The organism is Janthinobacterium agaricidamnosum NBRC 102515 = DSM 9628, assembly GCF_000723165.1.
Taxonomy (GTDB): domain Bacteria; phylum Pseudomonadota; class Gammaproteobacteria; order Burkholderiales; family Burkholderiaceae_D; genus Janthinobacterium; species Janthinobacterium agaricidamnosum.
On record NZ_HG322949.1, the window covers coordinates 4,204,093 to 4,224,293 of the forward strand.

Here is a 20,201-nt window from a genome sequence, read left to right on the forward strand (position 1 = left end):
GAAATGCCCCCCTTTTCATGATTTATCGCGCGTTAACGTTGTCGCTTAAATAATTTCCCCAGCAGAATTATCGAGGACGCTTGGGGAAAAGGTAGCTCATGATGGCGATGAAACCGATGCCCGTTTGAACCACCGTCGCACCGATCAATGCCATCACCACATTGGACGTGATCAAGCGATCAGCCGCTGGCATCGGGGGCGATGCCAGCATCCTGGCGCTATCGTGTGCAAATGCATCACGAATGAATGACATGACGCCCATATTGAGCCAGATAAAAATTCCGCAAACGACCGCGACCATGCAACCGCGAAACCACATGTCTGCTGTCATGCTGCGTGCTGTGGCAGACTCAACTGGCGTCGGTCCCAGCCTGGCTTCTTCGTCACCAAGAATAACCGTTCTACCTTGGCCGGCACGATGCAGGCTCACCGCAAAATGACCTTGACATCTTGTTCCTTGTGCCGAATGGTGACACTGCCATCCTCATTTTCATTGCGGCTAACGACGTTCAACAACGCAATCGCCTTGCGAAGAACCTCAGCCTTCGAAGCAGCACCATAGTGTATCTTGAGATCTTCCAAGGTGTTATCAAGCTTGCTATCAATATTAAATGATGTGATTGCCATAGTTTTTCCTCAGAAATTTCACATAGAATCTACATTGATTCTATATCAAAACCCAATAAAATCAAGATTTACAAGGAAGTGCAGCCGATTCATCCCTTACACGGGCCACAACGGCGCCTCATCCATCAGCGCCACTTGTTCGCGCAATTCCAGGATGCGGTCTTGCCAGTAACGTTGCGTGTTAAACCATGGAAATGCGACGGGAAAGGCCGGGTCATCCCAGCGGCGCGCCAGCCAGGCCGAATAATGAATCAGGCGCAAGGTGCGCAACGCTTCGACCAGGTACAGCTGGCGCGGCTCGAAATCGCAGAAATCCTCGTAACCGGCCAGGATATCGCTCATCTGGCGCACCTGGTCGCTGCGTTCGCCCGACAACATCATCCACAAATCCTGGATCGCCGGTCCCATGCGGCTATCGTCGAAATCGACGAAGTGCGGCCCGGCGTCGGTCCACAGCACGTTGCCGCCATGACAATCACCGTGCAGGCGCAACAGGCTGACCTCGCCGGCCCGCTCATAGCAGCGCCTGACGCCATCGAGCGCCTGCCGCACCACGCTGGAATAGGCGGCCAGTAATTCCGGTGGAATGAAATCGTTGGCCAGCAAAAAGTCGCGCGGCTCGATGCCAAAGGTGTCCGGATTCAGCGCCGGCCGTTCCCGGTAAGACGCCAGGCCGCCGACGGCATGGATGCGGCCGATGAAGCGCCCGATCCATTCCAGCGTCAGCGGATCGTCCAGCTCGGGCGCGCGACCGCCATGGCGCGGAAACACCGCGAAACGGAAATCCTTGAACTGGTGCAAGGTCGAGCCATTTAATGCCAGCGCCGGCACCACCGGGATTTCGCGCTCCACCAGTTCGCCCACAAAGGCGTGCTCTTCGAGGATGGCCTGGTCGCTCCAGCGTTGCGGCCGGTAAAACTTGGCCACCAGCGGCGGGCTGTCTTCGATGCCGACCTGATATACCCGGTTTTCATAACTATTCAGCGCCAGCAGGCGGCCGTCGCCGTGCAAGCCGACACTGTCGAGGGCGTCGAGCACGCAATCCGGGCTCAGTTCGGAAAAGGGATGGACAGGTTTGGCGTCGTCAGTCGGCTGGTTTTTGGTATGCATACGCAGCATTGTAAGGCCCCCCACCCCGCGGTTGCGCAAACTGTTGGTCGTTCGGCCGCCGCAGGGCGTATACTGTCACCTTCCATCCATTAAGAGCACGCCATGCAACTCGACCAGCCTTTATCAGAAAAAGAATTCGACGAACTAGACCAATTCCTGTTGTCGGAGCGCAGCCCCGAAGACGCGATGACGATGGACACCCTGCACGGTTACCTGACCGCCGTCGCGATCGGCCCGGAAACCATCATGCCGGCCGAATGGCTGCCGCGAGTCTGGGGCGAAGACGGCAAGGTTGCGCCACAATTCAAGAACGCCAAGGAAGAAGAACGCATCGTCAACCTGATCATGCGCTTCATGAATGAAGTGCTGGTCACGTTCGAAGTGGCACCAAAGGAATTCGAGCCGCTGTTCGTCGAGCATGAATACGAAGGCCAGACCCTGATCGACGCCGAAGCGTGGTGCTGGGGTTTCTGGGAAGGCATGGAATTGCGTAACGGTTCCTGGGATGAAATCTGGGATTCGGAAGTCGGCGATTTGATGCAGCCGATTTATCTGCTGGGCGCCGACGAAATCGAAGAAGAAGAATTGAAGCTGGTCGAAGATCCGGTCAAGGCCCATAAACTGGCGCTGGACCTGGAAGCGAACTTGCCGAACATCTACCGTTTCTGGGTGCCGCGCCGCAAACCGGCGGTACAAACCATCAAGCGCGAAGAACCGAAAGTCGGCCGCAACGACGACTGCCCCTGCGGCAGCGGCAAGAAATTCAAGAAATGCTGCGGCGCTGAATCGGCGACGGAAGCGGCGGCGGAATAATTATTAAAAGAAGCACGCAGACAGCAATACCGGCGGCCGTTCAGTTGAACGGCCGTTTTTTATTACGCGCAGGAATCACGCACACATCACCGTCAGCGTTTATGGCGGTATTCAACGCGATGCCATACAGCGCTTCCAGCGCCGGCAGCGCCGCCGCATCGCTGGCCATGTCGCCCACCAACTGGCCAGACTTGACCAGCAATAGCCGGTCGAAGCCGAGCAATGCGTGATTAATATCATGCAAGATCGCAACGATGGCGTGGCCATGTTGCGATGCAAAGTTGTCCATGCTTTCCAACAAGTCGAATTGCAAGCCCGGATCGAGCGAAGCCAGCGGTTCATCGACCAGTATCAAGCCCGGCTCGGCATCCCACAGTTGCGCGAAGATGCGCGCCAGTTGTACCCGCGCCTGCTCGCCGCCGGACAGGCTATCGAGCCGGCGTCCCAGCAAATGGCCGGCGTGGGCCAGCGCCGCCGCGCCGCGCACGATCTCCGGCAAGTACGGATCGTGTTCGCGCACCACCCGGCCCAGTCCGATCACCAGCTCCGCCATCAAGCCGAAGGCGACGTCGCCGGCTTGCGGCAGCACCGCGCGGCGCCGGCTCAATGCGGCCAGATTCCAGTCCGCCAGCGAGCGGCCGGCAAACAGTACCTGGCCCGACTCCGGCTTCAATTCGCGCGCCATCAACTTCAGCAAGGTGGACTTGCCGGCGCCGCTGGGGCCGAGGATCGCGATGCGTTCACCGCCGGCGATGGCGATGTCGAACGGGCCGAAGAACTGCTGGCCCAGTTTAGCGCTGGCAAATTTCAGGCGCAACAGTGATTGGCTATGGTGTTCTGTCATGTGCACATTAAATGGTTTTGTGGCGGAAGCGGCGCAGCAGCATCAGGAAGAATGGTCCGCCCAGCAGCGCCGTGAAAATCCCGACCGGCACTTCGGCCGGAATGGCCACGGTGCGCGCCAGCGTGTCGGCCACCAGCAGCAGCAAGCCGCCGGCCAGCATCGACAACGGCAGCACCTTGCGCTGGTCCGCGCCCAGCCAGGTGCGCACCAGGTGCGGTCCGATCAAGCCGATGAAACCGATGCCGCCGCACCAGGCGATGGCGATCCCGGTCAGCAGGGCGACCAGCAGCACCACTTGGGTGCGCAGCCGGCCGACGTCGATCCCGACATGCATCGCCGCCGCTTCGCCCAGCGCCAGCGCATTCATCGCGCGGGTCAGGTAGCGCACCGCCCACAGCGCGGCGGCCAGCACCAGCAGCAGCGCGCCGACTTGCAGCCAGCTGCCGGCCGCCAGCGATCCCAGCGTCCAGAAGGTAATCGTGCGCAACTGGTCGTCGTTGGCGATGTAGACGCACAAGCCCATCACCGCCACCGTCACCGCGTTCAAGGCGACGCCGGTCAGCAGCAAGCCGACGATGGAACCGGGCGTGGCCCAGCGCGCCACCTTGTCGAGCACGGCGCAAATCAGCATCGCGCCGCAAAACGCCGCGGCCGGCAACAGCCAGATCCGCATGCCGGGCGCCAGGTGCAGGCCGGCCGACAGCACGATGGTCAGCGCGCCGGCGCACGCGGCCCCGCTGCTGATGCCGAGCAGGCCGGGATCGGCCAGCGGATTGCGGAACAAGCCCTGCGTCAGCGCGCCGGCCAGCGCCAGCGCGGCGCCGATCAGGATGGAAAACAGCGCGCGCGGCAAGCGTATATTCCACAGCACATAACTGCCGCCGCCGGCCTGGGCGTCTTTCAAGAACGGCGCGCTCCAGTCCTGCCACGACACGGCCACCGCGCCGGCCTGCACCGCGACCAGCAGCACCAGCAGCAGCGCGACGATGAGCAGCAGCGCCGGACGCGGACGGATCGGCATGGCCGGCCGCGCCAGGGCCGCCTGGCTCATGCCGGCATCGCCTTGACGAGCGCGGCGTCGAGCGCGGCGACCGCGGCCGGCAGGCGCGGACCGAAGCCGAGCAGGTACATCGCTTCCAGCGACACCACGCGGCGGCTGCGCCCGGCCGGGGTTTGTTCCAGTCCCGGCAGTTTGAGGATGCCGTCGACGCCGCCGGACGCCTGCACGCCCTGGTCGGTGACCAGCACCACGTCGGGCCGCGCGGCGATCACCGCTTCCGGCGTCAGCGGCTTGTAGCCGGCAAAACCGGCAGGACCGCCCAGCACGTTCAGCGCGCCGGCATAGGCGATCATCGCGTCGGCGCCGGTATCGCGTCCGCCGACCATGATCTGGTTCGGCGCATGCGCCAGCACGAACAGCACCCGCACCGGCGCGTGCTTGCGGCGCGCCTGCTCTTGCCGCGTCGCGCTCCATTGCTGCTGCAGCGTTTGCGCCAGCCGTGCCGCCGGTTCATCGCGGCCGATGATCTGGCCGACCCGCCTGATGCGTTCCAGCAGTCCTTCAAAGCGGTAATTGGAATTCATCACCGTCACCGGGATGCCGGCCGCCTTCACCTGCTGCAAGACCGTCGGCGGGCCGGCTTCCTCGGTGGCGATGACATCGGTCGGCGCCAGCGCCAGCACGCCTTCGGACGACAGCGTGCGGGCATAACCGACGCTGGGCAGTTTTTGCGCGCTGGCCGGATACAGCGAGGTGGTGTCGACGCCGACCAGGTCGGCCTCGGCGCTCAGCGCGTAGACGATCTCGGTCAGCGCGCCGCCGACGCTGACGATGCGGCGCGGCTTGCCGGCCGCCGCCAGCGCCCGCAGCGGATCGGCGCCGGCCAGCGCCAACGCGCCCAGGCCCAGCGTTTTCAGCGCGTTGCGGCGCGCACGGAGGGTGCTCATCACGCTGCGCATAATTCATGCTCCCGCACAACGTTATCGACTACCGCGCGCCATTCGCACAATTCGTGCGCGCCGGGTTTGCGTTCGCCAAAGAACATCACGATGGTGTCGCCCTTGTCATCGAATAATTCCAGCGACGTGACCAGGCCGTCGACGGTCGGCTTCCTGACCACCCAGGCGCTGGCGATATGGTCTTCGCGCAAATGCAGGTTGAAACCGGGATCGAGCACATTGATCCACGGCCCCATCACGGCGACCTTGTGCACCGGCCCGGAATGGATCTGGATCATGCCGGGATTGCCGACAAACGCCATGATGGACACGCCCTCGCGCACCGCGTCGTTGAGCAGGTCGAGCACGCAGGATTGGTCGACTTGCTGCACGAAGCGCGCTTCGGCCAGGCGCAAGCCTTGCAGGCGCGACACCGAGAATTTTTTCAGCAACATGAAAAATTCATGGGTGTCGCGCAAGTCGGCCCAGGCCGCGCGGAAACCGGCCACGTCGATCTGCTCGTCCGGCAGTTCCGGCGCGCTGGCCGGCACGACGCCGACTGCGATGCCGGCCGTTTGATTGTCGTCGGCAAAACGGCTCACCAGCGTCTCATACGCGGCCAGGTCGCTATGCGGTTTCAAGAAAATCTTGTGCACGGCGGTGCCGCTGGCGTCGAAAAACTGCAGGCTGCGCTGCGGCTCTTTTTCACCCTGCTCGCTGACTGCGAAACCGAAGGCCCACAGCCGGTAAAACACCCGCAGGTCGATCGCGCCGCCCAGCACCAGGCCGATATGGCCGCTGTTGCTGGCCTTGCGGTAGACCCCAATCTTTTCATGCACGCACGAGGCGTTGCGGGTCAGCGCCATCACTTCGCCGAGCGGTTCCAGCGCCTCGATGATGGTCGGCCAGTCGGGCAGCAAGCGCTGCGCCGTCATGGCGCCGGTGGCGCCGATATGGGCGGCGATCAATTCGCCTTCGGAAATATCGAGTTGTTCGGCGATGTCGCGGTGGCGCGCTTTCTTTTCGCGGCGCAAGGTCGCGAAACTGGCCTGGATGGTATTAATCTGCGTGGATTGCATGACGGTTCCTTTTAAAAGTCATACCGAGCGGAAACTTACGAATGCTGGCTGGGAGCGGGACTGTCGGCGTCGAGCTTGTTGAGCTCGGACAAGTGCCAGTATTGTTTATCGAAGACATTCGGCATCCTGGCGCTTGTCGCCAGGTGGTGCATGAAGGCCAGCACCGTGCTTTCCGGCGAAGGGGGAACAGTGCCGCCGGTAGCCGGCGTCGGGGCGCTTCCTGGCAGATACCCCCAGGACAAGGGACATTGATGCAGCACGGCGTACTCCTTTGCAGGTGAACACTGGCTGGCTGAAGCTGGCTGGTGGCGAATAATCGACCGGATCAACGCATATCAACGCATCGCTGCATCGCCGTGCAGGCATGCTGATGCCGTCGGGAGCGCTGATCCTTGAAATCAATTATAAATGAGAATCATTCGCAACTAAAGGCTTATTTTAATTGGCGTGCGCAACAACTAAACCGAGGGCAAGATAAGCCGGCGGCGAGCGCCGCCGGCGGACGGATCAGGCGCCGGCTTGGGCGGCCTGGCCGGCCGTGACGGTATCCGGCTTGGACGCCGGCCGCTGGGCCAGTAAGATTACCGCCGTCAAGACCATGACGCCGCCCAGCAACTGGCTGGCGCTAACCGATTCATGCAGCAGGGTAATGCCAAAGCCCATCGTGATGACCGGCTCGAAAGTCGACAGGATCGATGCCTTGGCGGCGCCGATTTGCTGCACGCCGGCAAAAAATGCGGCTATCGCAATCGCCGTCGAAAACAGCGCAATGGCGCCGACCGCCAGCCAGCCCTGAGCGGTCGAAGGGAAAGACAAGCCCTGCCACAGCGCCACGCCGCTGTTGCTGACACCGGCGGTGCCGAGTATCACCACGCACGCCGCCAATGGATGGATGTTCTCCTTACTCCTGGACAGGCTATTGCCGTACAAAATATACACCGCGTAGACGCCGGCCGCCATCAAGGCCAGCACGATGCCGATCGGCTTGCCCTGCAACTTGCCGCCCAGCGTGATCGCCATGCCGCCGATCGCCAGCGCCATCAGGATCAGCAGGCGCTTGTCGAGTTTTTCCCAGCCCAGCATCAGCGCCAAAATCGTCACCAGCACCGGATAAACATACAGCAACATGCCGACCAGGCCGCTGCTGGCATACATCAGGGCATTAAAATAGCCTTGCGACTGGGCCGTGTACATCAGCCCCATCAGCATATAACCGGCCAGCAGACGACCGCGCGGCAAGCGCCAGCCGCCCAGCCACACCAGCGGCAGCAGCAACATCGTCGCCATCACGAAGCGCAAGGCCAGCATCGTCGACGGATTGACGCCGGACGCATACGCCGCCTTGGCAAACACAGCCGAACTGCCAAAACCGGCGGCCGACAGCAACACCAGCGCAATCGCGCGGCGATCAGACATGACTTACCTCTTCATATTTAAGGGAACTGGCGCGCCCGAGTGGATGCTTGCCACGGCGCCTGGCAGCTACTGATAAAGAGTCAATTAATTTGCGGGTATAAAGTTCGCAAATAACTCATGGTTGGAATCATAGCTACTTGCGCGAAATCAAACAAACCAATATTCTTTACGGACAGGCTCAATAATATTAAGGCTCATCATGTCCCGTCACTTACCGCCGCTGGCCGCCCTGCACGCCTTCGACGCCGCCGCCCGCCACGAAGGCTTCCAGCGCGCCGGCGAAGAATTGCATGTATCGGCCGGCGCCATCGGCCATCACGTCAAACAATTGGAGGCTTGGCTGGGCATCGTCTTATTCCAGCGCATGCCGCGCGGCGTGGTGCTGACCGGCGCCGGCCAGCGCTACGCGGCCGCGCTGCGCCCGATCCTGAACCAGCTGGCCGACGTGTCCGAGCAGGCGCGCCGCCAGGGCGATGAAAAAGTGGTGACCGTCACCGCCACCAGTTCGCTGGTGACGCGCTGGCTGATGCCGCGCCTGGGCCGCTTGCGCGACCGGCATCCGCACATCGAATTACGGGTGCTCGGCTCGACCCATCCGGTCGACTTCGCGCGCGACGGCGTCGACGTGGCGATCCGGCTCGGACCGGGACGCTATCCGGGCATGAAGGTCGACCTGTTGATGGAGGAATGGTTTTCAGCCGTGTGCAGCCCGGCCTTCCGCGCGACCGCCAGCAATTTGAGGACGCCGGCCGACTTGCTGCGCTATCCGCTGCTGCACGACGAACCGGAAGTCAAGCTGCCGGGAGAAATCGACTGGGCGCGCTGGATGCAAAGCTGCGGCGTGCCCTACAGCGGCAATAGCGGCGCGCGCTTTTCACATACCTATTTATGCCTGGACGCGGCGGCCAGCGGCCAGGGCGTATCGATCGCGGCGGGACCGCTGATCGGCGACGACTTGCGTTCCGGACGGCTGGTGCGGCTGTTCGAGCACAAAGTGCTGGGCCCGCACCGCTACTACCTGCTGCGCACCGCCCAGGCCGAAGCCCGGCCGCTGGTGCATGCATTCTGCGAATGGGTCATCGCCGAAGCGCGCGCCGACCAGGAAGCGGCGCTGCCGCCGGTCTAGGCCGGCGCGGACAGGCCACGTTTCAAGAAGCCTTACAGCTTGATGAAATGCTCGCGGTAATACTTCAATTCTTCGATCGATTCGATGATGTCGGCCATCGCGGTGTGCTTCTGGTGTTTCTTGAAGCCGCTGACGATTTCCGGTTTCCAGCGTTTGCACAATTCTTTCAGTGTCGAAACGTCCACATTGCGATAGTGGAAAAACGCTTCCAGTTTCGGCATGCCGCGCACCATGAAGCGGCGGTCCTGGCCGATGGTGTTGCCGCACATCGGCGACTTGCCGGCCGGGACGTATTTTTTCAGGAAGGCGATCAGCTCGGCTTCGGCTTGCGCTTCGGTCACGGTCGACGCCTTGACCCGCTCGATCAAGCCGGAACGGCCGTGGGTGCCCTTGTTCCATGCATCCATCTTGTCCAGGGTTTCGTCGGACTGGTGGATCGCGAATACCGGGCCTTCGGCCAGCACGTTCAAGTGCATGTCGGTGACCACCACCGCCACTTCGATGATGCGGTCGGTATCCGGTTCCAGGCCGGTCATTTCCATATCCACCCAGATCAAATTCATTTCATTTGGACGGGGGATGCTCGCTGGTGCTGCTAAATCGGTCGCTTGTGACATAATTCTCTCTAGGCCTAATCAATCCGTCATTTTCTCACAGGCATAGAATGTATTCACTCGCGTTTTCCATTTTGTTTGTATCTTTCCTTATTTTGACGCTGGTCGTGCGCTTTTGGCTCGCCACGCGCCAGATCCGCCACGTGCTGGCCAACCGCGCCGCCGTGCCGCCCGAATTCGCCGCCAGGATCCCGCTGGCCGCGCACCAGAAGGCCGCCGACTACACCGTCGCCAAGACCAGGTTCGGCTTGCTGGGACTGGTGGTCAACAGCGCGGTGCTGATCGGCTTCACCTTGCTGGGCGGCTTGCAGTGGCTGGCCATCGGCGTGCTGCACCTGACCGGCCCCGGCATGCTGTACCAGATCGGCCTGATCGTCGCCTTCGCCGCGATTTCCGGCCTGATCGACTTGCCGTTCGATTACTACAAACAATTCGTGCTGGAACAGCGCTTCGGCTTCAACAAGATGAGCAAGGGCCTGTTTTTTGGCGACATGCTCAAGGGCGTGCTGCTGGGCGCGGTCATCGGCTTGCCGTTGATCTGGGTGGTGTTGACGCTGATGGGCCAGACCGGCGACCTGTGGTGGCTGTACGCGTGGCTGGTCTGGAGCGGTTTCCAGCTGCTGATGATGGTGCTGTACCCGACCGTGATCGCGCCGCTGTTCAACAAATTCGTGCCGCTGGCCGACGCATCGCTGAAGGCCCGCATCGAAGGCTTGATGCAGCGCGTCGGCTTCGCGTCGAAAGGCTTGTTCGTCATGGATGGCTCGAAACGCAGCGCCCACGGCAATGCGTATTTCTCGGGCTTCGGCGCCAACAAGCGCATCGTGTTTTTCGATACCCTGCTGTCGCGCCTGGCGCCGCAGGAAATCGAGGCGGTATTGGCGCATGAACTGGGCCATTTCAAGCTGAAGCACATCGTCAAGCGCATCGCCGTGATGTTCGTCGTGTCGCTGGGTTTCCTGGCGCTGCTCGGCTTCCTGAAAAACCAGCTGTGGTTTTATACCGGCCTGGGCGTCGATCCGGTCGCGCTGATGCTGGCCGGCCAGTCCAACGATGCGATGGTGCTGCTGCTGTTCATGCTGGCGCTGCCGGTATTTACTTTCCTGCTCGGCCCGTTGACGTCGCTCAGCTCGCGCAAGCATGAATTCGAAGCGGATGCCTTCGCCGCCACTCATACCGACGCGCGCGACCTGGTGTCGGCGCTGGTCAAGATGTATGAAGACAATGCCTCGACACTGACGCCGGACCCGCTGCATTCCGCGTTTTACGATTCGCATCCGCCAGCCAGCGTGCGCATCCGCCACCTGAACCTGGCAGCCACCTGATTGATGACCACCATGACCACTCTCGCCACACAAACTTGCGCGCCGCGCAGCGATGCCCTGGACGATGCGGCGCTGGCCGCGCTGCTGCCCCATGTCCCTGACTGGACCGTTTCCGGCGGCCAGCTCAGCCGCGCCTTCACGTTCAAGAATTATTATCAGACCATCGCTTTCGTGAATGCGCTGGCCTATATCGCGCATAGCCAGGACCATCATCCGGAACTGACGGTCGGCTACCAGCTGTGCACGGTGCACTACCGTACCCACTCGGTGAACCAGGGCGGCGGCGGCTTGTCGGACAACGATTTCATTTGCGCGGCCAAGGCCGACTTGCTGTATGCGCAGCGCGGGACGGCCGCATGAAGCATAAGGGCAACAATGAGGGCAACCACAGTGGCAAGCAGCTCAGCGGCGTCATCATCGCGGCGCACGGCCGGCATTACCTGGCCGACGCCGATGGCGTGAAACTGCAATGCGTCACGCGCGGCAAGAAGACCAATGTGGCGGTCGGCGATATCGTCCAGCTGACGCTGACCTCGCCCGACCAGGGCGTGATCGACAAGATCGAGGAGCGCCGCACGCTGCTGTACCGCTCGGACCAGTATAAATCGAAGCTGCTGGCGGCCAATCTGAGCCAATTGTTCATCGTGGTGGCGACCGAACCGGGTTTCGCCGACGACCTGATTTCGCGTTCGCTGGTGGCGGCCGACGCGGCCGGCATCGAGGCCCATATCATCCTCAACAAGACCGACGTCGCCGCCTCGCTCGACAAGACCCGCGAACGGCTGCTGGCCTATGCGTCGCTCGGTTATCCTGTCCATGAAGTGTCGGCCCGCACCCGGCCCGAAGAAGCGGTGGCGACCCTGATGCCGCTGCTGGCGAAGCAGTCGTCTATCCTGATCGGCCAGTCCGGCATGGGCAAGTCGTCGCTGATCAACCTGCTGGTGCCGGACGCCGACATCGCGGTGCGCGAAATCTCGGCCGCGCTCGACACCGGCAAGCACACCACCACCTTTACCCGGCTCTACAAACTGGGCCAGCAGGCGTCGATCATCGATTCGCCCGGCTTCCAGGAGTTCGGCCTGTACCACTTGAGCGAAGGCATGCTGGAGCGGGCTTTCCGCGAATTCCAGCCCTACCTGGGCGGCTGCAAATTCTACAATTGCCGCCACCTGATCGAGCCGCAATGCGCGGTGCTGGCGGCGGTCGCCGACGGCAAGATCGCGCGCATGCGCCACACGCTGTACGGCCAGTTGCTGCACGAATCGGCGCAAACGCTGTATTGACCATGCCGTTGCCACCCCGACCCTGCGCCGGGGGCAACGGCATCGCAAATCGATCGCTTTCATTCAAAAGATCGCATTTTATTTCATAAAGATTGCTCTTCAGCACATACAGGAGCAATCCGCCTGATCGCGCCATAACGCAGTTCATCCCGCAAAATCCCCGCTTCATCGCTTTGCCGTGGCTAAACGCCGTCGCCCTGATTATCTTGCCACTGTCCCCGCCAGCGCGTGCTGCCGGAGACGCCCTGCCCCTTCAACCAGCAAGCAAGACTCAAGGTAAAATCATGCATCTGACGATCGTCAAAACCATCAGCGCCGCCGCGCTCGCCGTCATCAGCCTGTCCAGCCCGTACGCCATGGCGCAAACGTCCAGCCCGGGCAGCGCGTCGATCAGCAACGCCAGCAACGCCTACCGGCCGAGCGCCGAGGAAGTCGGCGACTTCGACAATGTGTACCGCCTCGACAATCATCAAATCATGTCGCTGCGCATCGAAAACGGCCATTTCCTGGCCAATATCAAAGGCAAGAGGGAGGTGGAACTGTATCCCAAAGGGCCCGGCCTGTTCATGACCAGGGCCGGAACCACGCTGGAATTTCTCAACGGCCGCGAGCAAGTCATCCTCACCGATGCCGACCTGCTGCCGGGTATATTTATCGCGCCGGGCCAGGCGCACCGCACCATCGCATCGCGCTGACCTGGCGCCGAAGGCGCCGGATGGCACGGCGCACTATCGATATCCACCAATCAATCTGTTCATTCCGACAAAATGCAGCATACAATACGATCCAGTATTGTCCGGCCTGTTGGACTTGCCGGCGCGGTGTTTTGGCTCGGGAGATTGTTAGATGGACATGTTCGCAATCGACGACGACGTGGTCTCATGGGAGCGCGGCTTGCCAGCGCTGCATGGCGCGGCGCGCTTGCCGCTGCTGCTGCCGCTGGCCTGGCACTTGCGCCAGCGCAACAGCGCCCGCGCCGCCGCCTGCGCCGCCGAGGCGCGGGAACTGCTCGCGCTGGCCGACATCGATGCGCAGGTCCGTGCCGCCGGCGCCGCGCGGCTGCAACTGCTGCAAGCAGAACTGACCTGGCTGCATGGCGAGCTGGACACGGCCGAACAGCAGGCCGGGCTGGCCTTCGACACGTGCTGCGCGCTGGACGACGGCGCCGGCTGCGCCGATGCGCACTGGCTGCGGGCCTGGATCGCGGTCGACCGCGGCGACCATGCGCGCCGCGACAGCGAACTGGAACAGGCGCTGCAGGCGGCGCGCCGCGCTGGCGACGCATTGCGTGCCGGGCTGGCCGAAGCGGCCATCGCGCGCTGGGACCTGCTATGCCGGCAGCCGCCAGCGGCGCGGCGCTGGGACGACCAGCCGCAACCGCCGGCGCTGGCGGCCTGGGTCAACGACTTGCTCGGCTTGACGGCCAGCCTGTCCAGCGACATCGGCGCCGCCGCCGGCTTTTATATCCGCAGTTATGAAACCGCGCTGGCCACCGGCCAGTTGCGCGCGGCGATCGGCGCCGCGATCAATATCGGCGACTGCTTCAGCCGTCTCAACGATCACCATGCGGCGCTGGAATGGATGCAATCCGCACTCGCCCTGGCGCGGCCGACGGCCTGGCCGCGTAGCATCGGCGCCTGCCTGACGCATGCCGCCGACGCGCTGCGCCGTCTCGGTCAACTGGACGCGGCCGGACAATTGCTGCGCGAATCGCTGCACATCCTGGCGCCGCTGCCCGGTGTGCACGGTTACGCGATGACACTCGGCCAGCTGGGCGACCTGAGCCTGGAGCAAGGCGATTACAGCGCCGCGCTGGACGCTTTTTCAGCATTGGCGCAGCGCGCAGCGGCGCCCGGCCACTCGGATTTCCAGAGCGTCGCGCAACGCGGCCTGGCGCATGCGCTGTGTTGCCTGGAACGTCCGCACGAAGCATTGCCGGCGGCGCTGGACGCGGCCGCGCTGGCGCAGGCGCAGCAGCAGGCGCGGCACCAGGTGGCGGCGCTGCGGGTGCTGGCGCTGCTGCATGCGCGGCACGACTTGCCGCCGCCACAACCACTGGAACGGCGCAACCCGGCGCTGCATTATCTGCACCGGGCGCTGGACGCGGCCGGCGGCCTCGATGAGGTGGCGCCGCCCGGCGAATTGCTCGATGCGCTGGCGCGCGCCTATGCCGACGCCGGCGACCATCGGCGCGCCTATGAGCTCGCGCTGGAAGCCGCCGCCGCGCGCGAAAAAAGCCAGCGCCAGCAAGCCGCCAGCCGCAGCATCGCGGCACAGGTGCGGCGCCAGGCCGAGCATGCGCGCGCCGAGGGCTATCATCACCGCGAACTGGCGGCGGCCGAGGCGCGCCGCGCCGCCGTGCTGCAACAGACCAGCGACACGCTGGAACGGCTGTCGGCGATCGGCCAGGAAATCACCACCCACCTGGACGCCGAAGCCGTGTTCCAGGTGCTCGACCGGCATGTCCATGCGCTGCTGCCGGCCAATACCTTCGCGGTCTACATGACCGACCAGGCCGGCACCGCGCTGGGCCGCGCCTATGGCGTCGAAAATGGCCAGCCGCTGCCGGGCAATTCGATTTCGCTGAGCCATCCGCACGCCTATTCGGTGCGTTGCCTGCGGCAGCGGCGCGAAGTGTATATCGCGCAAATGCCGCCCGAACGGCGCGCCTATACCATACCCGGCACGGTATCGAATGTCAGCGGACTGTACGTGCCGCTGATGGTCGGCGAACGGGTGCTGGGCGTGATGACGGTGCAAGTGGGCCAGGCCAGCGCCTACGGCGAGCGCGAACGGCTGATTTTTCGCACGCTGTGCGCGTATGGCGCGATCGCGCTCGACAACGCCAACGCCTACCGCCAGTTGCAGGATGCGCAAACCCAGCTGGTGTCGCAAGAAAAACTGGCGGCGCTGGGCGCGCTGATGGCCAGCGTGGCGCATGAATTGAATACGCCGATCGGCAACAGCCTGCTGATCGCCAGCACCATGCAGCAAAGGGCCGAAGAAGTGGAACGGCTGCTGAACGGCCCCGGCCTGCGCCGCTCCGACCTGGTGTCGTATATCGACGACGCCTTGAAAGGTGCGCAACTGGTGATGCGCGGCCTGACCAGCGCGGCCGACCTGGTCAACAGCTTCAAGCAGGTGGCGGTCGACCGCACTACCGAACAGCGGCGCCGCTTCGACTTGCAGCAAGTGGTGCACGAAGTCATCGCCACCGTGATGAACCGCATCCGTGGTTCCAGCCACCGCATCGACGTCGACGTCGGAGCGGGCATCGCATTCGACAGTTATCCGGGACCGCTGGGCCAGGTGCTCACCAACCTGATCCACAACGCGCTGCTGCACGCCTTCGAGCGGGTCGAGGGCGGCCACATGTGGCTGGCCGCGCGGCCGGCCGGCGGCGGCCGGGTGCGCATCACTTTCCGCGACAATGGCGGCGGCATCGCCGAAGCCAACCGCAAGCGCATTTTCGATCCCTTCTTCACCACCAAGCTGGGACAAGGCGGCAGCGGGCTCGGATTGTCGATCAGTTACAACATCGTCACCTCGCTGCTGGGCGGCCAGATCGGCGTCGACAGCGGCGCCCAAGGCACCACGTTTACGCTCGACTTGCCGCTGGCCGCCCCGCAGCACGACCCGGCGCGGCCGGCGCACATCTATTAAATCCGGTGCCGCCAGGTCGTCATCGTCTAAATATCCAGACTCCGATTAACGACGTCCGGTCATGCCATCTTTCCAATCTAAAAGCAAAACCCTTATAATTGATTCGCTTAACCGGCGGGAAAGGCACGCCGTCGGCGGCCTGCGCATCTTCAAGTGGTCAATATGTCACCAAAAAAACCGATCAAGCATTACCTGCAATTTTCCGACTTCACCTTGGCCGAATACGATTATGTGATCGAACGCGCCCATCTGATCAAGCGTAAATTCAAGAATTACGAGATCTACCACCCGTTGATCGACCGCACCCTGGTGATGGTGTTTGAAAAGAATTCGACCCGTACCCGTTTGTCGTTCGAGGCCGGCATGCACCAGCTGGGCGGCGCCGCGATCTACCTGAACACCCGCGATTCCCAGCTGGGCCGCGGCGAACCGGTGGAAGATGCCGGCCAGGTGATGTCGCGCATGTGCGACATCATCATGGTGCGCACCTTCGGCCAGGACATCATCGAGCGTTTCGCCGCCAATTCGCGCGTGCCGGTGATTAACGGCCTGACCAATGAACACCACCCATGCCAGGTGCTGGCCGATATCTTCACCTATATCGAACACCGCGGCTCGATCGCCGGCAAGATCGTGGCGTGGGTCGGCGACGCCAACAATATGCTGTACTCGTGGCTGCAGGCGGCCGAAGTGTTCGGCTTCCACGTCAATGTGTCGACCCCGAAGGGCTACGACATCGACCTGTCGCAAGTGACGACGCGGCGCTACACCTTCTTCGACAACCCGTCCGACGCCTGCCAGGGCGCGCACCTGGTCAATACCGACGTGTGGACCAGCATGGGCTACGAAACCGAAAACGCGGCCCGCATCAAGGCATTCGACGGCTGGATCGTCGACGCCGCCAAGATGGCGCGCGCCGCGCCGGACGCGCTGTTCATGCATTGCCTGCCAGCCCATCGCGGCGAAGAAGTGGCGGCCGAAGTGATCGACGGCCCGCAATCGGTGGTGTGGGAAGAAGCTGAAAACCGTTTGCACGTGCAAAAAGCGCTGATCGAATACCTGTTGCTGGGTAAAATCGACAGCGCCGAATGACACGCATGAATTGCCTGCACTGTATTTGAATTGAACCGACCTACGAATGGAAGCAATATGAGCGATATTAAAAAAGTAGTCCTGGCCTATTCCGGCGGACTGGACACCTCGGTGATCCTGAAATGGCTGCAAGATAACTACCAGTGCGAAATCGTCACCTTCACGGCCGACCTGGGCCAGGGCGAGGAACTGGAACCGGCGCGCGCCAAGGCGATCAAGTTCGGCATCAAGCCTGAAAACATCCATATCGAAGACGTGCGCGAAGAATTCGTGCGCGATTTCGTGTTCCCGATGTTCCGCGCCAATACCGTCTACGAAGGCGAATACCTGCTGGGCACCTCGATCGCGCGTCCGCTGATCGCCAAGCGCCTGATCGAGATCGCCAACGCCACCGGCGCCGACGCGATTTCGCACGGCGCCACCGGCAAGGGCAACGACCAGGTGCGTTTCGAACTGGGCGCCTACGCGCTGAAACCGGGCGTCAAGATCATCGCCCCATGGCGCGAATGGGACTTGCTGTCGCGCGAAAAACTGCTGAAATACGCGGAAGACGCCGGCATCGAGATCGACATGAAGCACAAGAACGGCGGCGCGCCGTACTCGATGGACGCCAACCTGCTGCACATCAGCTTCGAGGGCCGCCACCTGGAAAACCCGAGCGCCGAAGCCGAGGAATCGATGTGGCGCTGGACCGTCAGCCCTGAAGCGGCGCCGGACACCCCGGAATACGTCGACATCGAATACAAGCACGGCGATATCGTCGCGCTGAACGGCGTCGCCATGTCGCCCGCCACCGTGCTGGCCGAATTGAACCGCCTGGGCGGCAAGCACGGCATCGGCCGCCTCGACCTGGTCGAGAACCGCTACGTCGGCATGAAGTCGCGCGGCTGCTACGAAACCCCGGGCGGCGCTATCATGTTGAAAGCCCACCGCGCCATCGAATCGATCACGCTGGACCGCGAAGTGGCCCACTTGAAGGACGACCTGATGCCGCGCTACGCATCGATGATCTACAACGGCTACTGGTGGGCGCCTGAGCGCGTCGCGCTGCAAACCCTGATCGACCACACCCAGCAGACCGTCAACGGCTGGGTACGCGTCAAGCTGTACAAGGGCAATGTGATCGTCGTGTCGCGCGATTCGAAGACCGATTCGCTGTTCGACATGAACATCGCGACCTTCGACGAAGACGGCGGCGCCTACAACCAGGCCGACGCCGGCGGCTTCATCAAGCTGAACGCGCTGCGCATGCGCATCGCCGCCATCGCGCGCGAAAAACGCGGTCAACAGTAAGCACCTGAAGACGGCGCCGGTTTGGTCTGGCGCACTCAGCGGGCCGCCTTCGGGCGGCCCGTTGTGCTTTTTGGCGCGATAAGCGCCGAACTTCGCGCCCAAGCCCGCGCCGGCATGGCAAAATGCTAAAGTGCAATGAATCAAGCTGTTTTGACCCGGAGACACCATGTTTAAAGACGTGAGCATCAAAAATAAACTCTATCTTGGCTTCGGCTCCATCGTGGCGATCATCCTGATCTTGCTGGCCATGGCGTATAACAATTTCACGCGCCTGTCGGACGCCAACAACTGGGACCGGCACACGATGGAAGTGATGATCGAAATCGACAAGGTGCGCAACACGATCCTGCAAATCCAGGTCGAAACCCGCGGCTTCATCATCAGCGGCAATGAAATGTCGCTGACGCCGGAACGCGACGACCAGGCCCTGCTGCGCACGCATCTGCAAAGATTGATCGCGCTGACGGTCGACAACAAGCCGCAAAGCGAACGGCTGAAGAAAATTGAACAGCTGGCCAACAACTGGGTCCATGACTGGATCCTGCCGCTGATCGACAAGCGCCGCGCGCTGGGCAGCACGCCGAATGCCACCGACATCGTCGGCCGCACCATTCCGCCGGGCGGCTACCCCGCCATCGCCGAAGCCAACAAGCTGCTCGACGACGCCAACGCGGAAGAAAGCCGCTTGCTGGCCGAACGTTCGGCCACCTCGGCCAAGCTGCAAGACACCATGCTGCTGACGCTGGCGCTGGGCGGCCTGGGCTGCATCCTGCTGGCGCTGGGCATTTCCTACCTGCTGGGCCGCGCGCTGCTGGCGCCGCTGAACAACCTGACCCATGCGGTCGGCCGCATCGCCGGCGGCGAACAGGGCGCGCGCGCCGAGATCCTGTCGCGCGACGAACTGGGCCAGGTGACCACCGAATTCAACCGCATGGCGCAAACCATCCAGGATAACCAGGCCAATGAACTGGCGGCCACCAATATGCTGAAATCGAAAGTCGATTCGCTGCTGGAAGTGGTGTCGAAAGCCGCCTCGGGCGACCTGACCGGCAAGGTCACCATCGGCGGCAGCGACGCCATCGGCCAGTTGGGCAACGGCCTGGCGAAGATGTTCGAGAACCTGCGCAGCCTGCTCAACAATGTGCAAAAAGCCGGCATCCAGGTGACCACCTCGGCCACCGAAATCGCCGCCTCGGCGCGCCAGCAGGAAGCCACCGGCATCGAGCAGGCCCAGACCAGCGTCGAAATCCTCAGCACCACCAAGGAAATCTCGGCCAATACCAGCCAGTTGCTGAAAACCATGGAAGACGCGACCCAGGTCGCCGACTACACCACCAACGCCACCGCCGAAGCGCAAAACAATTTGAAGCGCATGGACGCGACCATGCAGCACATGGTCACGGCGACCGATTCGATCAACGCCAAACTGGCGGCGCTGTCGGAAAAGGCCAGCAATATCAATAGCGTGCTGATCACGATTACCAAGGTGGCCGACCAGACCAACATCCTGTCGCTGAACGCCGCGATCGAAGCTGAAAAGGCGGGCGAGGCGGGCCGCGGCTTTTCGGTGGTGGCGACCGAAATCCGCCGCCTGGCCGACCAGACGTCGGTATCGACCTGGGATATCGAACAAATGCTCAAGGAAATGCAGTCGGCGGTATCGGCCAGTGTGATGGGCATGGATAAATTCTCGGAAGAGATACGCCGCAGCGTCGGCGAAGTGCGCCAGGTGGCCGAACAATTGTCATCGGTGATGGACCAGGTGCAAAAACTGACGCCGCAATTCGACGCCGTGCTGCAAGGCATGCAGTCGCAAGCGATCGGCGCGTCGCAAATTTCCGACACCATGATGCAGCTCAACGACGCCACCCAGCAAACGGTCGAGTCGCTGAAAGCCACCAGCGAGGCGGTGCACCAGCTGCAATACGCGGCCGGCGACCTGCAGTCGAGCGTGTCCAATTTCGCGGTGACGATCTAG

The 20,201-nt window shown here is 62.5% G+C and carries 20 protein-coding genes; 10 read left to right on the top strand and 10 right to left on the bottom strand.

Annotated elements, in window-relative coordinates; translation table 11 throughout:
- Positions 1–67: 67 nt before the first annotated feature.
- The 3 genes from GJA_RS18015 to GJA_RS18025 all read right to left on the bottom strand — a co-directional run bounded on the left by GJA_RS18015 (position 68) and on the right by GJA_RS18025 (position 1,737).
- On the bottom strand, positions 68–331 hold the full coding sequence (locus GJA_RS18015) for a hypothetical protein (protein ID WP_061301625.1): 264 nt from the start codon (positions 329–331) through the stop codon (positions 68–70).
- A 95-nt stretch (positions 332–426) separates the two neighbouring features.
- Positions 427–627, bottom strand: coding sequence for a hypothetical protein (locus GJA_RS18020; RefSeq protein ID WP_038494901.1), 201 nt, complete (start codon positions 625–627; stop codon positions 427–429).
- A gap of 96 nt (positions 628–723) precedes the next feature.
- Positions 724–1,737 (bottom strand): serine/threonine protein kinase, encoded by a 1,014-nt coding sequence (locus tag GJA_RS18025; protein ID WP_038500324.1) that lies wholly within the window; start codon positions 1,735–1,737, stop codon positions 724–726.
- A 102-nt stretch (positions 1,738–1,839) separates the two neighbouring features.
- Here GJA_RS18025 and GJA_RS18030 point away from each other — a divergent pair, with 102 nt between their 5' ends.
- A complete protein-coding gene (locus GJA_RS18030) occupies positions 1,840–2,550 on the top strand; it encodes a UPF0149 family protein (RefSeq protein ID WP_038494904.1) in 711 nt (236 codons plus the stop codon).
- A 40-nt stretch (positions 2,551–2,590) separates the two neighbouring features.
- Here the strand turns inward: GJA_RS18030 and GJA_RS18035 are convergent, their stop codons facing one another.
- From GJA_RS18035 to GJA_RS18055, 6 genes are all read right to left on the bottom strand, one after another.
- Positions 2,591–3,394: an ATP-binding cassette domain-containing protein gene (locus tag GJA_RS18035; RefSeq protein WP_038494906.1), complete on the bottom strand. Its 804-nt coding sequence runs from the start codon at positions 3,392–3,394 to the stop codon at positions 2,591–2,593.
- A 7-nt stretch (positions 3,395–3,401) separates the two neighbouring features.
- Positions 3,402–4,445, bottom strand: a complete 1,044-nt coding sequence (locus tag GJA_RS18040) for a FecCD family ABC transporter permease (protein WP_051781071.1) — start codon at positions 4,443–4,445, stop codon at positions 3,402–3,404.
- On the bottom strand, positions 4,442–5,341 hold the full coding sequence (locus GJA_RS18045) for a heme/hemin ABC transporter substrate-binding protein (RefSeq protein WP_038500331.1): 900 nt from the start codon (positions 5,339–5,341) through the stop codon (positions 4,442–4,444). Before GJA_RS18045 ends, GJA_RS18040 begins: the two co-directional genes overlap by 4 nt.
- A complete protein-coding gene (locus tag GJA_RS18050) occupies positions 5,341–6,411 on the bottom strand; it encodes a hemin-degrading factor (protein ID WP_038494910.1) in 1,071 nt (356 codons plus the stop codon). The genes GJA_RS18045 and GJA_RS18050 overlap by 1 nt, the downstream gene beginning before the upstream one ends.
- A 35-nt stretch (positions 6,412–6,446) precedes the next feature.
- Positions 6,447–6,671, bottom strand: a complete 225-nt coding sequence (locus GJA_RS27495) for a hypothetical protein (RefSeq protein WP_144241586.1) — start codon at positions 6,669–6,671, stop codon at positions 6,447–6,449.
- Between the two features lie 247 nt (positions 6,672–6,918).
- A complete protein-coding gene (locus GJA_RS18055) occupies positions 6,919–7,827 on the bottom strand; it encodes a DMT family transporter (protein WP_038494913.1) in 909 nt (302 codons plus the stop codon).
- 199 nt (positions 7,828–8,026) lie between these two features.
- On the opposite strand from GJA_RS18055, the gene gcvA reads away from it, so the two are divergent.
- A complete protein-coding gene (gcvA, locus tag GJA_RS18060) occupies positions 8,027–8,953 on the top strand; it encodes a transcriptional regulator GcvA (RefSeq protein ID WP_038494916.1) in 927 nt (308 codons plus the stop codon).
- A gap of 32 nt (positions 8,954–8,985) precedes the next feature.
- On the opposite strand, the gene orn is transcribed toward gcvA, so the two are convergent.
- Entirely contained in the window at positions 8,986–9,570 is a 585-nt protein-coding gene (orn, locus tag GJA_RS18065; RefSeq protein ID WP_174525985.1) for an oligoribonuclease, read from the bottom strand.
- A gap of 47 nt (positions 9,571–9,617) precedes the next feature.
- On the opposite strand from orn, the gene GJA_RS18070 reads away from it, so the two are divergent.
- The 8 genes from GJA_RS18070 (at position 9,618) to GJA_RS18105 (ending at position 20,201) form a co-directional block, all read left to right on the top strand.
- Complete coding sequence (locus GJA_RS18070; protein WP_038494922.1) at positions 9,618–10,892, top strand: M48 family metallopeptidase; 1,275 nt, start codon at positions 9,618–9,620, stop codon at positions 10,890–10,892.
- Positions 10,893–10,904: 12 nt separating this feature from the next.
- Complete coding sequence (locus GJA_RS18075; protein ID WP_242404574.1) at positions 10,905–11,252, top strand: 4a-hydroxytetrahydrobiopterin dehydratase; 348 nt, start codon at positions 10,905–10,907, stop codon at positions 11,250–11,252.
- Positions 11,249–12,175 (top strand): ribosome small subunit-dependent GTPase A, encoded by a 927-nt coding sequence (gene rsgA, locus GJA_RS18080; RefSeq protein ID WP_051781074.1) that lies wholly within the window; start codon positions 11,249–11,251, stop codon positions 12,173–12,175. Before GJA_RS18075 ends, rsgA begins: the two co-directional genes overlap by 4 nt.
- Before the next feature lie 284 nt (positions 12,176–12,459).
- Entirely contained in the window at positions 12,460–12,870 is a 411-nt protein-coding gene (locus tag GJA_RS18085; RefSeq protein WP_038494925.1) for a hypothetical protein, read from the top strand.
- A 151-nt stretch (positions 12,871–13,021) separates the two neighbouring features.
- The gene (locus GJA_RS18090; protein ID WP_038494928.1) at positions 13,022–15,838 is read left to right on the top strand and encodes an ATP-binding protein; all 2,817 of its coding nucleotides are present in this window, start codon (positions 13,022–13,024) and stop codon (positions 15,836–15,838) included.
- Positions 15,839–16,000: 162 nt separating this feature from the next.
- On the top strand, positions 16,001–16,930 hold the full coding sequence (argF, locus tag GJA_RS18095; protein ID WP_038500340.1) for an ornithine carbamoyltransferase: 930 nt from the start codon (positions 16,001–16,003) through the stop codon (positions 16,928–16,930).
- A 57-nt stretch (positions 16,931–16,987) separates the two neighbouring features.
- Positions 16,988–18,223, top strand: coding sequence for an argininosuccinate synthase (locus GJA_RS18100; RefSeq protein ID WP_038494931.1), 1,236 nt, complete (start codon positions 16,988–16,990; stop codon positions 18,221–18,223).
- Between the two features lie 166 nt (positions 18,224–18,389).
- Complete coding sequence (locus tag GJA_RS18105) at positions 18,390–20,201, top strand: methyl-accepting chemotaxis protein (RefSeq protein ID WP_038494934.1); 1,812 nt, start codon at positions 18,390–18,392, stop codon at positions 20,199–20,201.